This window comes from Pseudomonas sp. C6002, from assembly GCF_013385805.1.
Taxonomy (GTDB): Bacteria; Pseudomonadota; Gammaproteobacteria; order Pseudomonadales; family Pseudomonadaceae; genus Aquipseudomonas.
In genome coordinates this window covers 43,201-59,695 of the sequence record NZ_JACAPH010000034.1, presented here as the reverse complement: position 1 = coordinate 59,695, position 16,495 = coordinate 43,201, and the positions used below count along the sequence as shown (strand labels likewise).

Annotated in this window: 14 protein-coding genes; 7 read left to right on the top strand and 7 right to left on the bottom strand. The window is 62.0% G+C overall.

The features are described 5' to 3' along the window. Window positions 1-270: 270 nt before the first annotated feature. From HX817_RS25520 to ercA, 3 genes are all read right to left on the bottom strand, one after another. Window positions 271-1,749 carry a DASS family sodium-coupled anion symporter gene (locus HX817_RS25520; RefSeq protein WP_177041562.1) on the bottom strand — a complete coding sequence of 493 codons (1,479 nt, stop codon included), beginning with the start codon at window positions 1,747-1,749 and terminating at the stop codon, window positions 271-273. 79 nt (window positions 1,750-1,828) lie between these two features. Beyond that, a complete protein-coding gene (locus tag HX817_RS25515) occupies window positions 1,829-3,199 on the bottom strand; it encodes a hybrid sensor histidine kinase/response regulator (RefSeq protein ID WP_177041552.1) in 1,371 nt (456 codons plus the stop codon). After that, on the bottom strand, window positions 3,183-4,346 hold the full coding sequence (ercA, locus tag HX817_RS25510) for an alcohol dehydrogenase-like regulatory protein ErcA (RefSeq protein WP_003207798.1): 1,164 nt from the start codon (window positions 4,344-4,346) through the stop codon (window positions 3,183-3,185). Before ercA ends, HX817_RS25515 begins: the two co-directional genes overlap by 17 nt. A 237-nt stretch (window positions 4,347-4,583) precedes the next feature. Here ercA and HX817_RS25505 point away from each other — a divergent pair, with 237 nt between their 5' ends. Further along, on the top strand, window positions 4,584-5,249 hold the full coding sequence (locus HX817_RS25505; RefSeq protein ID WP_063028558.1) for a response regulator transcription factor: 666 nt from the start codon (window positions 4,584-4,586) through the stop codon (window positions 5,247-5,249). Window positions 5,250-5,261: 12 nt separating this feature from the next. On the opposite strand, the gene HX817_RS25500 is transcribed toward HX817_RS25505, so the two are convergent. Together HX817_RS25500 and HX817_RS25495 are read right to left on the bottom strand one after the other, a co-directional pair. Beyond that, window positions 5,262-6,077 (bottom strand): sulfite exporter TauE/SafE family protein, encoded by an 816-nt coding sequence (locus HX817_RS25500; protein WP_177041549.1) that lies wholly within the window; start codon window positions 6,075-6,077, stop codon window positions 5,262-5,264. 9 nt (window positions 6,078-6,086) lie between these two features. Next, window positions 6,087-7,331 (bottom strand): FAD/NAD(P)-binding oxidoreductase, encoded by a 1,245-nt coding sequence (locus tag HX817_RS25495; protein ID WP_177041547.1) that lies wholly within the window; start codon window positions 7,329-7,331, stop codon window positions 6,087-6,089. Window positions 7,332-7,510: 179 nt separating this feature from the next. Between HX817_RS25495 and HX817_RS25490 the strand changes: the two genes are divergently transcribed. Continuing rightward, on the top strand, window positions 7,511-8,374 hold the full coding sequence (locus tag HX817_RS25490) for an MBL fold metallo-hydrolase (protein WP_003207791.1): 864 nt from the start codon (window positions 7,511-7,513) through the stop codon (window positions 8,372-8,374). Between the two features lie 122 nt (window positions 8,375-8,496). Here HX817_RS25490 and bkdR read toward each other — a convergent pair whose 3' ends face one another. Then, window positions 8,497-8,982, bottom strand: coding sequence for a Bkd operon transcriptional regulator BkdR (gene bkdR / locus HX817_RS25485; RefSeq protein ID WP_003212855.1), 486 nt, complete (start codon window positions 8,980-8,982; stop codon window positions 8,497-8,499). A gap of 195 nt (window positions 8,983-9,177) precedes the next feature. Between bkdR and HX817_RS25480 the strand changes: the two genes are divergently transcribed. From HX817_RS25480 to HX817_RS25460, 5 genes are all read left to right on the top strand, one after another. Then, window positions 9,178-10,413 (top strand): 3-methyl-2-oxobutanoate dehydrogenase (2-methylpropanoyl-transferring) subunit alpha, encoded by a 1,236-nt coding sequence (locus HX817_RS25480; protein WP_003212857.1) that lies wholly within the window; start codon window positions 9,178-9,180, stop codon window positions 10,411-10,413. Between the two features lies 1 nt (window position 10,414). Next, window positions 10,415-11,473 (top strand): alpha-ketoacid dehydrogenase subunit beta, encoded by a 1,059-nt coding sequence (locus HX817_RS25475; protein WP_003212859.1) that lies wholly within the window; start codon window positions 10,415-10,417, stop codon window positions 11,471-11,473. Continuing rightward, entirely contained in the window at window positions 11,474-12,757 is a 1,284-nt protein-coding gene (locus HX817_RS25470; protein WP_102369558.1) for a dihydrolipoamide acetyltransferase family protein, read from the top strand. It abuts the gene before it with no gap. Between the two features lie 3 nt (window positions 12,758-12,760). After that, window positions 12,761-14,140 carry a dihydrolipoyl dehydrogenase gene (lpdA, locus tag HX817_RS25465; protein WP_008434480.1) on the top strand — a complete coding sequence of 460 codons (1,380 nt, stop codon included), beginning with the start codon at window positions 12,761-12,763 and terminating at the stop codon, window positions 14,138-14,140. Between the two features lie 195 nt (window positions 14,141-14,335). Next, on the top strand, window positions 14,336-15,355 hold the full coding sequence (locus HX817_RS25460; protein WP_003212864.1) for a branched-chain amino acid aminotransferase: 1,020 nt from the start codon (window positions 14,336-14,338) through the stop codon (window positions 15,353-15,355). A 139-nt stretch (window positions 15,356-15,494) separates the two neighbouring features. Here the strand turns inward: HX817_RS25460 and HX817_RS25455 are convergent, their stop codons facing one another. Next, the gene (locus HX817_RS25455) at window positions 15,495-16,391 is read right to left on the bottom strand and encodes a GNAT family acetyltransferase (protein WP_008434482.1); all 897 of its coding nucleotides are present in this window, start codon (window positions 16,389-16,391) and stop codon (window positions 15,495-15,497) included. Window positions 16,392-16,495 lie beyond the last annotated feature (104 nt).

Sequence of the window (16,495 nt, the reverse complement as noted above, 5' to 3'; positions counted from 1 at the left end):
AACGATGACGCGGGCATCCTGGATGAACGCGGCGCTCTCAGGTTCTTCGCGAGCAAGCCCGCTCCCACAGAAAAGCAGCTCTGCTTTCGCCCTGGATCTTGCCTCTGTTTTTAACACTCAAGCCGGCCGGTAGGCCGCTGTGCTTTTGCTTTTGACCTTGATCTGACTGCCCCAATGAGCCCGAGGCCGAACGCAGGCAGTGCGAAGCGGGCCGCTGTAAGAGCGGAACCATAAGCGGCCGTTACCGAAATAACGGATATGCCCCCCACCTCAAATCCACCCCAACCAACTCCAATACGTAGCCGCAAACACCAACATCAACCCATACCCAATCAACGTCACCAAAATCCCGACCTTGGCAAACTGCCGCGCGGTAAACGTGCCGGTCCCCAAACACACCATATTCTGCGGCGCATTGATGGGCAGGATAAACCCGTAGCTCATCACAAACCCCAGCAACATCGTCATCCCCAGCCGACTGAACTCCCCGGGCAACGTCTGCAACACCGCAATCAAAATCGGCAACAACGCCGAGGTCAACGCCGTGGCACTGGCAAACCCCAAATGAATCACGATCAAAAACACCCCCAGAATCGCAAACACCCCCAGCGGCCCCACCTGGTCCAACCCGGTATGCGCCACCACCTGCGACCCCAGCCACTGCCCCGCCTGGGTGGTCAGCAACGCCGTACCCAGGCTGATGCCAACCCCAAACACAATCACCGTGCCCCACGGAATCCGCGACTGCACATCCTTCCAGGTCATCACCCCGATCCCCGGCATCAGCAAGAACACCAGCCCGGCATACGTCGTCGAGGTCGTATCAAAGCTGTGCAACCGCCCCTCAGTCGCCCACGCCAGCAACAGCAACACCGACACCGTCAGCAAGCGCTTCTGCGGCCCCGTCATCGGCCCGATGTCCACCAGCGATTGCGCCACCGCCTCCTTGCCTCCGGGAATGCTGTCACTCTCCGGCGGCAGCAGCTTCAACACCAAAAACAACAACACCGCCGACATGATCAGCGCCCACGGCGCCCCGGCGATCAACCAGTCGATCCACGACACCCGCTGCCCCAGCATCTTGTCCATGAAGCCAACCGTCAGCAGGTTCTGCGCCGCCGCCGTCTGGATACCGACGTTCCAGATGCTCGTACCCTGGGCCACGACGATCATGATCCCGGCCGCAATATTCGAACGCTTGTCCACGCCAAACGCGGCAATCACCCCCATCATGATCGGCACCACACACGCACTGCGGGCCGTGGCGCTGGGCACCACCAGGCTCAAGAGGATGGTCACGGCAACTGCTCCGACGAGAATGCCCCGCGTGCTGGTACCCACGCGGGTCAGGGTGACCAACGCGATGCGCCGGTCCAGCCCGGTATGGGTCATGGCTGCGGCGATAAACAACGCGCCGGCCACCAGCGCCAGCGCCGGGTTGGAAAACCCCGTCAACGCCATGCTGATGGCCGGGCTGGAACCGATCAGGTGCGTCGGGTCTTTCAGCGACGGCGCAGTGCCGAGCAAAAAAGCCATCAATGAGGTGATCATGATCGCGCTGGCCTCGTAGGAGACCGCTTCGGTGATCCATACCACCACCGCAAACGCGAGGATCGCCAGCATCCGGTGCCCGGCCACCGGCAAGTCGGCCGGCAGCGGCAACAGCAGCACGCCGACCATCACCAGTACGCCGACCACCAGGCCCAGGGGCAACTTGAATGAAGCAGCTGTTGTTGCGGGGGCACTCATGGGGTTCTCCGTCGGCCGTGAAATCTGGCCCACAGCATGAGGCAAAGCGTCACGCCCGGTGTTGACGGGTATCAAGTGGCTAGGCCAATAACTGGGTCAACACCGCCCGCAACTTGCCGGGCTTGACCGGCTTGTTCAGCAATGGCACGTCCAGGCGCTGCAATGCACGGCGGCATTGGTCGGTGCGGTCGGCGGTGATAATCACTGCCGGAATCCTGCAGCCAAAATGCTCGCGCAACTGGTGCACGACCTCACAGCCCACCACGCCATGGTCCAGGTGATAGTCCGCGAGAATCAGCTCCGGTGCCCTGCCCTGCAACGCAACCAGCGCGCCGGCCTGGTCGGTCGCAGTGACCACCTCGCAGCCCCACTGCCCAAGCAGCGCGCTCATGCTGTCGAGGATGCTGACTTCGTTATCCAGCACCAGCAGCCGCCTCCCCGGCAGCGGGTTGCCGGTGCTCGGTTGCGCGGCCACCACACTGATGGGCAGCGGCATGTCCTCGCTGATGGGGACTTCGATGCTGAACATCGAACCGCGCCCCGGCCACGAACGCACCGCCACCGGATAACCGAGGACCTCGGCGATACGCTCGACAATCGCCAACCCCAGTCCCACGCCCTTGCGGTCGGCGGCGCGGCCCACGTCCAGTTGATTGAACTCCAGGAAGATGGCGTCCAGGCGGTCCGCCGCAATTCCGCGCCCGGTGTCCCAAACCTCCAGGCGCAACCGCTCACCCCGGCGGCGGGCGCCCAGCAGGATGGAGCCCGCGCTCGTGTAGCGGCAGGCGTTGCTGAGGAAATTGCGCAGGATCCGCGTCACCAGCCGCAGGTCGGTGTTGATTGCGTAATGGCCTGTACGCGCCCGCAGGTTCAGCCCGGACGCCGCGGCCACCGACTGGAATTCCGAGACCAGCGGTGCGAACAGTTCGTCGAGACGGTACAGGGCGATGTCCGGCTTGACCGCCGCTTGATCGAGTCGGGAAATGTCCAGCAAGTCGGTGAGCAAATCCTCGGCGCCTTCCAGGGCCTGATGGGTGCGCTCCACCAACACGTGTTCGACGCTGGGCAAGTTGCGCTCGCGCAGGGTGGAAATCAGCAAGCGTGCGGCGTTGAGGGGTTGCAGCAGGTCATGACTGGCGGCGGCAAGGTATTTGTCCTTGCTGCGGTTGGCGGCCTGGGCGGCATCCCGGGCATCGCGCAAGTCCTGCTCGATCTTCTCGCGCTGGGCGATTTGCTGTTGCAGGTTGCGGTTGGCTTCCAGCAACTCGTCGGTACGCGCCGCGACCCGCTGTTCCAATTCGTCGTTGAGGCGGATGTAGCGATTGCGCTCGGCTTCCAGCTCGTCGAGGCGCGCGGTCAGTTCGGGGTAATGACTCTTGCGCGCCGAGTGGTTGCCCAGCCCCAGGAGCCCCGCGAGTGCCCGTTGCTGATCGTCAGAGAGCTTCGCCATAGACGACCTCGACGTCACGCTGGCTGGACTCACGCGGGTTGGTAAGGATGCACGGGTCGTGCATGGCGTGCTGCGACAGAAAGGGAATGTCCGCCACTCGAATCCCATGCAGGCCGAGGGTTTCATGGAAGCCGATCGCATGCTTCAACGCGATCAAATGGTCCACCAGCCGGCCGCAGATTTGCCGGTGGTTGAGGCCCCGGCAATCAATGCCGAAGGTCTCGGCAATCACCTTGAAACGCTCCGGTGCCGCGCTGTAGTTGAACGCCACCACATGTTCCACCAGCACCGCGTTGCACAGGCCATGGGGCAGGTCGAGAAAGCCGCCAAGGCTGTGGGACATGGCATGCACCGCGCCGAGGATCGCGTTGGAAAACGCCAGCCCGGCCTGCATGCTGCCCAGCATGATTTTCTCCCGCAGGGCGATGTCGCCGGGGTTGGCGATCATCTGCACCAGGTTGCCATTGATCAGGCGCATGGCTTCCAGCGCGTGGGGATCGGTCAGCGGGCCGTGGCCGGTGGACACGAAGGCCTCGATGGCATGCACCAGCGCATCGATGCCGGTACAGGCCGAGAGAAACGGGTCCATGCTCGCCGTGGTTTCCGGGTCGATCAGTGAAACATCGGGCACCACCGCCTTGCTGACGATGGAGAACTTCATGCGCTCCTGCTGGTTGGAAATGATCACGAACTGCGAGACATCCGCCGAGGAGCCCGCGGTGGTCGGGATCAGGATCAGCGGCGGGCTCGGCACGCGGATGGTGTCGACGCCTTCGAAGTCGAGGATGCTGCAGCCATGGGCGACCACGATGCCGATGGCCTTGCCGCAGTCCATCGGGCTGCCGCCACCGACGGCGACGATCACATCGCAATGGTTTTCACGGTAGACCTCGGCGCCGAGCATCACCTCTTCAACCCGGGGGTTGGGCGAAACGGCGGTGTACAGGCAGTAGTCGATGCCGATCGCTTGCAGGCTGGCCTCGACATCGGCCACCCAGCCGACAGCAACCACGCCGGGATCACTCACCACCAACACCTTGCGCGCGCCAAAGGTCTTGGCGTAGTTGCCTACGTTGTGCCGGCAGCCGGCGCCAAAGATGATTTCAGGGGAAACGAATTTACGCAGGAGACTCAGGTTCGGGCTCATTGGTAAGCCTGTTTTTATTATTCTGGAAGATGCGCTCCACACTAACCCATCCGACACTGAATGCAATCAGACCAATGGGTGGCGCTGAAACCGCGACGTACGGCACGATCTACTACTTTGGTACTGATTCCCCTCTCTATCGTCGCATTCCCAAGGCATCGAGACTGGCATGTAATGGGCGCATGACCCTATGGATCGGACCTGCTTGAATAAGCAAAAATAATAAGGCGAACGTCCATGTACAAAATTCTGATAGCCGACGATCACCCACTGTTTCGCGAGGCGATCCACAACGTCATCAGCGACGGGTTCCCGGGCAGCGAAGTGATGGAAACCGGCGACCTGGACAGCGCCCTGGCCCTGAGCCAGGAGCACGACGACCTGGATCTGATCCTGCTGGACCTGAACATGCCGGGCATGCACGGCCTCAATGGCCTGATCAACCTGCGCAACGAGTCGCCGACGATTCCGGTGGTGATCGTGTCTGCCGAGCAGGACAAGCAGGTCGTGCTGCAAGCCATCACCTATGGCGCGGTGGGGTTTATCACCAAGTCCTCGCCCAGGCTGCAGATGACCGAGGCAATCCAACAGATTCTCAACGGCAATGTGTATTTGCCGCCGGAGATTATTCGCAGCCAGAAAATCGGCGGGCAACGCCGCATGAATGATTGCCTGGGGCTTGCGCCGGAGCTGCTGCAGGCCCTGACCCGCAAGCAATTGCTGGTGCTGGAGCGGATGACCAAGGGTGACTCGAACAAGCAGATCGCCTATAGCCTGGAGATTGCCGAGACCACGGTGAAGGCCCATGTCTCGGCAATCCTGCGCAAGTTGAACGTGCACAATCGGGTGCAGGCGATTCTCAGCGCCGGGGACATCGACTTTGGTGCCTACCTGCGGCGCTGATACCCGTGCATTTCAAGGCACCTGCATGAGGGCCCGAAACAGCATGCCCGCCGCCACCAGCACACACAGGGTGGCAAAACCCACCTGCAAGGTGCGCGCCTTGATCACCGAGCACAGGCGCCGCCCCGCCAACATGCCGACAATGCTCGACCCGATAAACACCCAGCCCATCGGCTCGATACTGACCCCGGCATGAAACGCGCCGATCACGCCGATCAACGAGATCAGGCTGATCACCATCAGCGAGGTGGCGACGATGCCGCGCATCTGCACATCGGTCAGTTGCTTGAACGCCGGTACGATCAGGAAGCCGCCGCCCACGCCGAGCAGGCCCGATACCGCACCGGTCACTGCGCCGAGGGCGGCCAGGGTGGCGGTGCATTTGGCGGTCCAGGAAAAGCGCCCGGTCTGCTGGTCGAGCATGCAGTTCTTCTGGCCCCACGACGCGGTGCCGTGGTCGCTCGGCCCGGCCTCAAGCTTCTCCCGTTGCAGCATGCGCCAGGCCACCAGCACCATCAGCGCACTGAACAGGCCCATCAGGACTTTCTCCGACATCTGGTGGGCGAAGAACACTCCCAGCGGCGAAAACAGCGCGCCGAGCAGCGCAATCAGCAGCGCCGCACGGTAGCGCACCAGGCCATGGCGCAAACCGTCGACAGCCCCCACGGCAGCGGCCGCGCCCACCGCGAACAACGACACGGGCGCGGCCTGGGTCATGGTCAACCCCAGCCCCAATACCAGGGCCGGGACACCAAGAATGCCGCCTCCGGCACCGGTCAAGCCCATGACCAACCCCATCACCACGCCCAGAAAACTTGCCAGCAGCATAGGGTTGCCTCAATCCACCTTGGCCAGACGGGTCAGCCACTCGCGGCCCTTGAGCATGCCGTTCCAGTAGAACCACGGCAGGAAACTCGCCTTGAGGAACCACGCCGAACGCCGCGCCACAGTCGGGTCGAGGGGAAAGGTCGGCAGCAACTTGCCGCCATAGCCGAACTCGGCCAGTACCACCTTGCCCTTCTCCACCGTCAGCGGGCAGGAACCGTAGCCGTCGTACTTGAGGGACAACGGTGCCTGTCTGCGCAGGGCCAGCAGGTTTTCCGCCACCACCACGATTTGCTTGCGCACCGCCGCGGCGGTCTTGGCGTTGGTGGTGGAACACACATCGCCCAGGCCGAAGATGTGCGGGTAGCGCAGGTGTTGCAGGCTCTGGGGATTCACTTCGCACCAGCCGGCGGCATCGGCCAGGGGGCTGTGGCGAATGAAGTCCGGCGAGACCTGTGGCGGAACGACGTGCAGCAGGTCGAAGGTTTTCTCTTCGACGCGCACATTGCCTTCGGCGTCCTTGATTTCGAACCAGGCCTTGCGCGCGGGGCCGTCGACCTTGACCAGGTTGGAGTTGAATGCCAGTTGCGCCGAGTACTTTTCAACGTACTTCATCAGCGGCGGCACGAAGGTCGGCACGCCGAACAAGGCGGCACCAGCCAGGTTGAATTCGACCTTGATGTTTTTCAGGTCACCCTGGCGGAGCCAGTGATCGCACGACAGGTACATGGCTTTTTGCGGAGCGCCGGCACATTTGATCGGCATGGCCGGCTGGGTGAACAGCGCCTTGCCATTTTTGAGTTGCCGCACCAGCTGCCAGGTGTAGGCGGCGTGTTCATAGCTGTAGTTGGACGTTACGCCATGCCGGCCGAGGGTCTCTTGCAGGCCTTCGATCTTCTCCCAGGCCAGGCGCAGGCCCGGGCACACGATGAGGTTCTTCCAGCTGACGCGCTGGCCGCTGTCGAGCACCAGGGTTTGCTCGTCGGGCAGTAATTCGCTGACCGCGGCCTGGATCCAGGTGACGCCGTTGGGCAGCACGTCGGCCATGGGGCGCACGGTCCTGGTAACGTCATAAGCCCCACCGCCCACCAGGGTCCAGGCCGGCTGGTAGTAGTGGTGGTCGCTGGGCTCGATCAGGATGATGTTCAGGTGCGGGTCGCGCTTGAGCAGGCTGGCCAGCAGGCCGATGCCTGCCGAGCCGCCACCGATGACAACGATATCGCCACTGATGGTAGGTCCCCAGTGTTGGTCGTTCATGGTCTATGGCCTTTTTCAGTTAATGCACGCAAGGGTCGTTGCCGTATGGCACCACGCCCTAGCTGTTTGCCACCACGATGCCATCCTTTGCCTCGGGTCCTTTAATTCACTTAAGCTCACAAGGTTATGTGGAAACCTAACTGAATGTAAGTCGCCATTAGCTATCTGGGAAACCCGTCATGTCAGCGTTGATTCAATCCTTTCTGGACGAGGCGTCGTCGACCTACACCTACGTCGTCTATGAAACGGACGGTGGCCCATGCGCCATCGTTGATTCGGTGCTCAACTACGACCCGGCCTCCGGACGCACCGGCACCGGCCAGGCGGACAAGGTGATCGCGTTTGTGCGCGAGCATGGCTTGCAGGTGCAGTGGTTGCTGGAAACCCACGCCCATGCGGATCATCTGTCGGCTGCGCCTTATTTGCGTCGCCAGCTGGGGGGCAAGATCGCGATTGGCCAGTCCATCAGCAAGGTGCAGGGAGTGTTCAAGAACCTGTTCAACCTGGAGCCGGAGTTTCGGGTGGATGGGTCGCAGTTCGACCATCTGTTTGCGCCGGATGAGGTGTTTCACATCGGCAACCTGAAGGCCCAGGCGCTGCATGTGCCGGGGCATACGCCGGCGGATATGGCTTACCTGATTGATGACCAGTTGATTCTGGTGGGCGACACGCTGTTCATGCCGGACGTGGGCACGGCGCGCTGCGATTTCCCTGGTGGGGATGCGCGCCAGCTGTATGGGTCGATGCGCAAGTTGTTGGCCTTCGCGCCTGAAACCCGCCTTTATGTGTGCCATGACTATCCGCCCGAAGGACGCGCAGCCAAGTGCCTGACCACGGTGGCTGAACAGCGGGCGGGGAATATTCATGTGCATGACGGGGTGGATGAGGCGGCGTTTGTCGAGATGCGCACCACGCGGGATGCCGGGTTGGGCATGCCGACGCTGTTGTTGCCGGCGATTCAGGTGAATGTGCGGGCCGGGGTGATGCCGCCGGCGGAAGGAAATGGGGTGGTTTATTTGAAGATTCCCCTCAACCAGCTTTGAAATGCACTACAAAATGTGGGAGCGGGCTTGCTCGCGAATGCGGTGTATCAGTCTATATTTTCGGTGACTGACACTCCCCATTCGCGAGCAAGCCCGCTCCCACATTTGTTTTGTGTCGTTCGTTAGCCGAGGTTGATGCCGTTAGCCGGTAGCGGCAGCGCGGTCTTGTAGCGCACTTGCTTGAGGGCAAAGCTGGAGCGGATGTTGGCGACACCCGGGACTTTGGTCAGGAAGTCCATCATGAAACGCTCCAGGGACTGGATGGTCGGCACCAGCACCCGAATCAGATAATCGGGGTCGCCGGCCATCAGGTAGCACTCCATCACTTCGGGGCGATCCGAAATCGCCCCTTCGAATTGCTGCAATGCCAATTCGTTCTGCTTTTCCAGGCTGACGTGGATGAACACATTGACGTGCAGCCCCAGCAGGTCGGCGTCCAGCAGCGTCACCTGGTCGCGAATCAGCCCCAGTTCTTCCATGGCCTTGACCCGGTTGAAACACGGCGTGGGCGACAGGTTGACCGAACGGGCCAGGTCGGCGTTGGTGATGCGAGCGTTCTCCTGAAGGGCGTTCAGAATGCCGATATCGATACGGTCCAGTTTGCGCATGAGACAAAACCACCTGTTTATTATGTTTATGCAGTTTTTTTATCCCCAAATGATCTCCAACGCAATGAAACAGAGATAAATATTCTTCTGAGCCGAGCCTATGATTGTTGTAGGACAAGATTTCTTCTACCCGAAGAAGGACTGTCAGCTACCGCGCCCACTACAAGAAATTCACAAGATAGAGCGTAGAAAGCCATGACTCAGCAGTACGAACCACTGCGCCTGCACGTTCCCGAACCCTCGGGCCGCCCAGGCTGCAAGACCGACTTTACCTACCTGCGCCTGACTGACGCTGGCCTGGTGCGCAAACCCCCAATCGACGTAGAACCCGCCGACACCGCCGACCTGGCCAAGGGCCTGATTCGCGTACTCGACGATCAGGGCCAGGCCCTCGGCCCATGGGCTGAAGGCGTGCCGGTGGAGATTCTGCGCAAGGGCATGCGCGCCATGCTCAAGACGCGGATCTTCGACAACCGCATGGTGGTCGCCCAGCGTCAGAAGAAGATGTCGTTCTACATGCAGAGCCTCGGCGAAGAAGCCATCGGCAGCGCCCAGGCCCTGGCCTTGAACATCGACGACATGTGCTTCCCCACCTACCGCCAGCAAAGCATCCTGATGGCCCGGGAAGTGCCGCTGGTAGACCTGATCTGCCAGCTGCTGTCCAACGAGCGCGACCCGCTCAAGGGCCGCCAGTTGCCGATCATGTACTCGGTAAAAGATGCCGGCTTCTTCACGATTTCCGGCAACCTCGCCACCCAATTCGTACAAGGCGTGGGCTGGGGCATGGCCTCGGCCATCAAGGGCGATACCAAGATTGCCTCGGCCTGGATCGGCGACGGCGCCACCGCTGAGTCCGACTTCCACACCGCCCTCACCTTCGCCCACGTGTACCGGGCACCCGTGATTCTTAACGTAGTGAATAACCAGTGGGCGATCTCCACCTTCCAGGCCATTGCCGGCGGTGAAGCCACAACCTTTGCCGGACGCGGCGTGGGTTGCGGCATCGCCTCCCTGCGGGTGGACGGCAACGACTTTGTCGCGGTGTACGCCGCCTCCGCCTGGGCCGCCGAACGTGCCCGCCGCAACCTGGGCCCGACCCTGATCGAATGGGTGACCTACCGTGCCGGCCCGCACTCCACCTCCGATGACCCGTCCAAATACCGTCCCGCCGACGACTGGAGCCACTTCCCGCTGGGCGACCCGATCGCCCGCCTCAAGCAGCACCTGATCAAGATTGGTCAGTGGTCCGAAGAGGAACACGCGGCGGTCAGTGCCGAACTTGAAGCCGAAGTGCTCAAGGCCCAGAAAGAAGCCGAACAGTACGGCACCCTGGCCGGTGGCCAGATTCCAAGCGCCGCGACCATGTTCGAAGACGTTTATAAAGAGATGCCGGAGCACTTGAAGCGCCAGCGTCAAGAGTTGGGGATCTGACATGAACGATCACAACAACAATATCGAGCTGGAAACCGCCATGACCACCACGACCATGACCATGATCCAGGCCTTGCGCTCGGCCATGGATGTGATGCTTGAGCGAGACGACAATGTGGTGGTGTTCGGCCAGGACGTCGGTTACTTCGGCGGCGTGTTCCGTTGCACCGAAGGCTTGCAGAACAAGTACGGCACCTCGCGGGTGTTCGACGCACCGATCTCCGAAAGCGGGATCGTCGGCGTGGCGGTCGGCATGGGCGCCTATGGCCTGCGGCCGGTGGCCGAGATTCAGTTCGCCGACTACGTGTACCCTGCCACCGACCAGATCATTTCCGAAGCCGCCCGCCTGCGTTATCGCTCGGCCGGCCAGTTCACTGCACCGCTGACCATGCGCATGCCCTGCGGCGGCGGCATCTACGGCGGCCAGACCCACAGCCAGAGTATTGAAGCGGTGTTCACCCAGGTCTGCGGCCTGCGCACGGTGATGCCGTCCAATCCGTACGACGCCAAGGGCCTGCTGATCGCCTCCATCGAAAACGATGACCCGGTGATCTTCCTCGAACCCAAGCGCCTGTATAACGGCCCGTTCGACGGCCACCACGACCGCCCGGTAACCCCGTGGTCGAAACACCCGCAAGCGCAGGTGCCGGACGGTTACTACACCGTGCCGCTGGATGTGGCCGCCATCGCCCGCCCGGGCAAGGACGTGACGATCCTCACCTACGGCACCACGGTGTATGTGTCGCAAGTCGCCGCCGAAGAAACCGGCATCGACGCCGAAGTCATCGACCTGCGCAGCCTGTGGCCGCTGGACCTGGAAACCATCGTCAATTCCGTGAAGAAAACCCGTCGCTGCGTGATCGTTCACGAAGCCACCCGTACCTGCGGGTTCGGCGCCGAGCTGGTGGCGCTGGTGCAGGAGCATTGCTTCCACTACCTGGAAGCGCCGATCGAGCGCGTCACCGGTTGGGATACCCCGTATCCCCACGCGCAAGAGTGGGCGTATTTCCCTGGCCCGACCCGAGTGGGCGCGGCTTTGCATCGGGTTATGGAGGTCTGAATGGGCACGCACGTTATCAAGATGCCGGACATTGGCGAAGGCATCGCAGAAGTTGAATTGTCGGTATGGCACGTCAAGGTCGGCGACCTGGTGGTAGAAGACCAGGTGCTGGCGGACGTGATGACCGACAAGGCCATGGTGGACATTCCGTCGCCGGTGCACGGCAAGGTGATTTCCCTCGGCGGCGAGCCGGGGGAAGTCATGGCGGTGGGCAGTGTTTTGATCAGTATCGAAGTGGAAGGCGCGGGCAATACCAGGGAGTCGGCGTTGTCGGCGGTGGTTGAAGAGGTCGCGCCGGCACCGGCTCCTGCACCGAAAGTCGAAGCCAGGGCCGCGCCGGTGGTTGAACCCAAGCCGGCAGCCAAACCTGCGGTGGCGGCTGCGCAAGCGCCCGTGGCCCGCGAGGCCGATGACCGCCCGCTGGCCTCCCCGGCCGTGCGCAAACATGCGCTGGATGCTGGCATCCAGCTACGACTGGTCCAGGGCTCCGGCCCGGCCGGCCGGATTCTGCATGAAGATCTGGACGCTTACTTGCTCCAGGGTCCGGCGAAAAATTCCGGGGCCTCCAACCCGTACGCCGAACGCAACGACGAGCAGCAAATCCCGGTGATCGGCATGCGCCGCAAGATCGCCCAGCGCATGCAGGACGCCACCCGGCGCGCCGCGCATTTCAGCTATGTGGAAGAGATCGACGTCACGGCCCTCGATGAGTTGCGCGTGCACCTCAACGAGAAACACGGCGCTACCCGCGGCAAGCTGACCCTGCTGCCGTTCCTGGTGCGGGCCATGGTCGTCGCATTGCGCGACTATCCGCAGATCAACGCGCGTTATGACGACGAAGCCCAGGTCATCACCCGCCTCGGCGCGGTGCATGTGGGTGTCGCCACCCAGAGCGATGTCGGCCTGATGGTGCCGGTGGTGCGTCACGCCGAAGCCCGCGACCTGTGGGGCACGGCGCAAGAAATCAATCGCTTGGCGAATGCGGCGCGCAATGGCAAGGCCAGTCGCGATGAGCTGTCGGGCTCGAGCATCACCCTGACCAGCCTCGGTGCGTTGGGCGGGATTGTCAGCACCCCGGTGCTGAACCTGCCGGAAGTGGCCATCGTCGGGGTCAACCGCATTGTCGAGCGGCCGATGGTGATCAAGGGCCAGATCGTGATCCGCAAGATGATGAACCTCTCCAGCTCCTTCGATCACCGGGTGGTCGATGGCATGGACGCGGCGCAATTCATCCAGGCCATCCGTGGCCTGCTCGAACAACCCGCCAGCCTGTTCCTGGAGTAACCCATGTCTCAAACATTGCACACCACGCTGCTGATCATCGGCGGCGGGCCTGGCGGTTACGTGGCAGCGATTCGCGCCGGCCAGCTGGGCATCCCGACCATCCTGGTGGAAGGCCAATCGCTGGGCGGCACCTGCCTGAACATCGGCTGCATTCCGTCCAAGGCGCTGATCCATGTCGCCGAACAGTTCCAGCAAACCGTGCACCACAGCCAGGGTTCGCCGTTGGGTATCGAAGTCGATGTGCCGACCCTGGACATCGGCAAAAGCGTTGAATGGAAAGACGGCATCGTCGACCGCCTGACCACCGGCGTAGCCGCGCTGCTGAAAAAACACAAGGTCCAGGTCATCCAGGGCTGGGCCAAGGTCGTGGACGGCAAGACCGTCGATGTCGGCGACCAGCGCATCCAGTGTGAACACCTGTTGCTGGCCACCGGCTCGAAAAGTGTCAACCTGCCGATGCTGCCGATTGGCGGGCCGATCATCTCCTCCACCGAAGCCCTGGCGCCGAAACGCATCCCGAAACGCTTGATCGTGGTGGGCGGCGGCTACATTGGCCTGGAATTGGGGATTGCCTATCGCAAGCTCGGTGCCGAGGTCAGCGTGGTTGAGGCCCAGGACCGGATTTTGCCGGCCTACGACGCCGAACTGACCCAACCGGTGGCCGAATCCCTGAAGCAACTGGGGGTGAAGGTGTTCCTCAAACACAGCGTCACCGGTTTCGAGAACAATACCCTGCAAGTGCGCGACCCCAGCGGCGAGACGCTGTCGCTGGAAACCGACCAGGTGTTGGTTGCCGTTGGTCGCAAACCCAACACCCAGGGCTGGAACCTCGAAGCCTTGAACCTGGACATGAACGGCTCGGCGATCAAGATCGACAGCCGTTGCCAGACCAGCATGCGCAATGTGTGGGCCATCGGTGACCTCAGCGGTGAACCGATGCTCGCCCACCGGGCCATGGCCCAGGGCGAAATGGTCGCCGAACTGATCAGCGGTAAATCCCGCGAATTCAACCCGGCCGCGATCCCGGCGGTGTGCTTCACCGACCCCGAACTGGTAGTGGTCGGCAAGACCCCGGACGAAGCCAGGGCGGCCGGGCTGGACTGCATCGTGTCGAGCTTCCCGTTCGCCGCCAATGGCCGAGCCATGACCCTGGAGTCGAAAACCGGCTTCGTGCGGGTAGTGGCGCGCCGCGACAATCACCTGATCGTCGGCTGGCAGGCGGTAGGCGTTGGCGTCTCGGAACTGTCCACGGCCTTCGGCCTGAGCCTGGAAATGGGTTCACGCCTGGAAGACGTGGCGGGCACCATCCACGCCCACCCGACCCTCGGCGAAGCGGTACAGGAAGCAGCCCTGCGGGCCCTGGGGCATGCATTGCATCTATAAAATGGCGAAGTTCAAATGTGGGAGCGGGCTTGCTCGCGAAAGCGGTGGATCAGCACCGAATGCATCGAATGACACGCCGCATTCGCGAGCAAGCCCGCTCCCACACAAGCCAAGAATGAAGTATTGTTGCGCCCATCCAGAAATAAACCATAAGCCTGCCTTCGACCAGGCGGTTGACAAAAGATAGAGGGTGTCATGGGTAACGAAAGCATCAATTGGGACAAGCTGGGTTTTGACTACATCAAGACCGACAAGCGTTTCCTCCAGACCTGGAAAGACGGCGAGTGGCAAAAAGGCACCCTGACCGACGACAACGTGCTGCACATCAGCGAGGGCTCCACCGCCCTGCACTACGGCCAGCAATGCTTTGAAGGCCTCAAGGCCTACCGCTGCAAGGACGGTTCGATCAACCTGTTCCGCCCCGACCAGAATGCCGCGCGCATGCAGCGCAGCTGTGGCCGCCTGCTGATGCCACAAGTGCCGACCGACGCCTTCATCGAAGCCTGCAAGGAAGTGGTCCGCGCCAACGAGCGGTTCATCCCGCCGTACGGCACCGGCGGCGCGCTGTACCTGCGCCCGTTCGTGATCGGCACCGGTGACAACATCGGCGTGCGCACCGCGCCGGAATTCATCTTCTCGATCTTCTGCATCCCGGTCGGCGCCTACTTCAAGGGCGGCCTGACCCCGCACAACTTCCTGATCTCCGGCTACGACCGTGCGGCTCCCAACGGCACCGGCGCAGCCAAGGTCGGTGGCAACTACGCCGCCAGCCTGATGCCCGGTTCCCTGGCGAAAAAAGCCAACTTCGCCGACTGCATCTACCTCGACCCGGCCACCCACTCGAAGATCGAAGAAGTCGGCTCGGCCAACTTCTTCGGGATCACCCACGACAACAAGTTCGTCACCCCGAACTCGCCGTCGGTGTTGCCAGGCATCACCCGCCTGTCGCTGATCGAGCTGGCAAAATCGCGCCTGGGCCTGGAAGTGGTTGAAGGCGACGTGCTGATCGACAAGCTGTCGGACTTCAAGGAAGCCGGCGCCTGCGGCACCGCCGCCGTGATCACCCCGATCGGCGGCATCGAGTACAAAGACAAGCTGCACGTGTTCTACAGCGAAAAAGAAGTCGGCCCGGTCACCCAGAAGCTCTACAAAGAGCTGACTGGCGTACAGTCCGGCGACGTCGAAGCGCCTGAGGGCTGGATCGTCAAGGTCTAAGCAACACTGCAAAACCAAACTGTGGGAGCGGGCTTGCTCGCGAATACGGAGTGTCAGTCGACAGATTTATTGACTGATCCACCGCATTCGCGAGCAAGCCCGCTCCCACATTTGCTTTCAGTGCTTGGAAAACCGGGCTTCAGGCCTTATCCATCGGGATGTTTTCCAGGATCTTCTTGCCCATGCTGATCCGCGGCTCCGCGCCATAACCCAGCGCCTCATAAAACCCCATCACCGCGTCATTGCCACTGGTGATCTGCAGGTTGATCTTCATGCAACCCAGCGCCGTCAACGCCTGCTCCGCATGCCGCACCAACGAGGCGCCCAGGCCCTGGCGGCGATAGTCGTTGTGCACCGCCACTGAATACAACCAGCCACGATGCCCGTCGTAGCCGGCGAGGATGGTACCGATCACCGCCTTCTTGTCGGTGGCCACGAAGAACAACCCATCGTTGACCGCCAGCTTCTTGTCGATCGCCAGGCTCGGCAGGTTATGCGCCGCGTCATAACCAAACGCCGCCTGCCACAACGCCACCACCTGCGCCCGATGGGCCCGATCGCGATAGACGCCGATGGGATGGCGGGATGACAACGCCTTCTCCATCACCAGCGTGCGTTCATTACCATGGTAGACATCGCGCACCGTGTGGAAACCCAGCTTGGTGTAGAACGGCTCGGCCGTCAGCGAAGACGGCACATGCAACAAGGTCACCCCGGCTTCCCGGGCACGCAGCTCGATTTCAATCATCAGCAAGCGCCCGATGCCCTGCCCTTGCAGCGCCGGATTGACGAAGACCGAGCGCACCACATTGGCGTCAAGTGCCGCCGTGGCAACGATCACCTCATCCTGAATGGCCACCAGCACCGTTCGACGCGCGAGCAACGCCACGACAGCCTCGGGAGTAAAGTTGCTCGCCACCCGCGCAATCACATCCGCCGGATAATCCCGGGCGTTGCTGTCATGCAGGGCCGCCAGGATGACCTGGCTGATGCCCTCGGCATCGGTAGTTTGGGCGAGACGAACTTCAGTGGGCATGGTTTCTCCATCCAGACAAAAAACCTCAGGCAACACAATACCAATGTGGGAGCGGGCTTGCTCGCGAAGGCGGTGTATCAGCCACCGAATTTATTAACTGACCC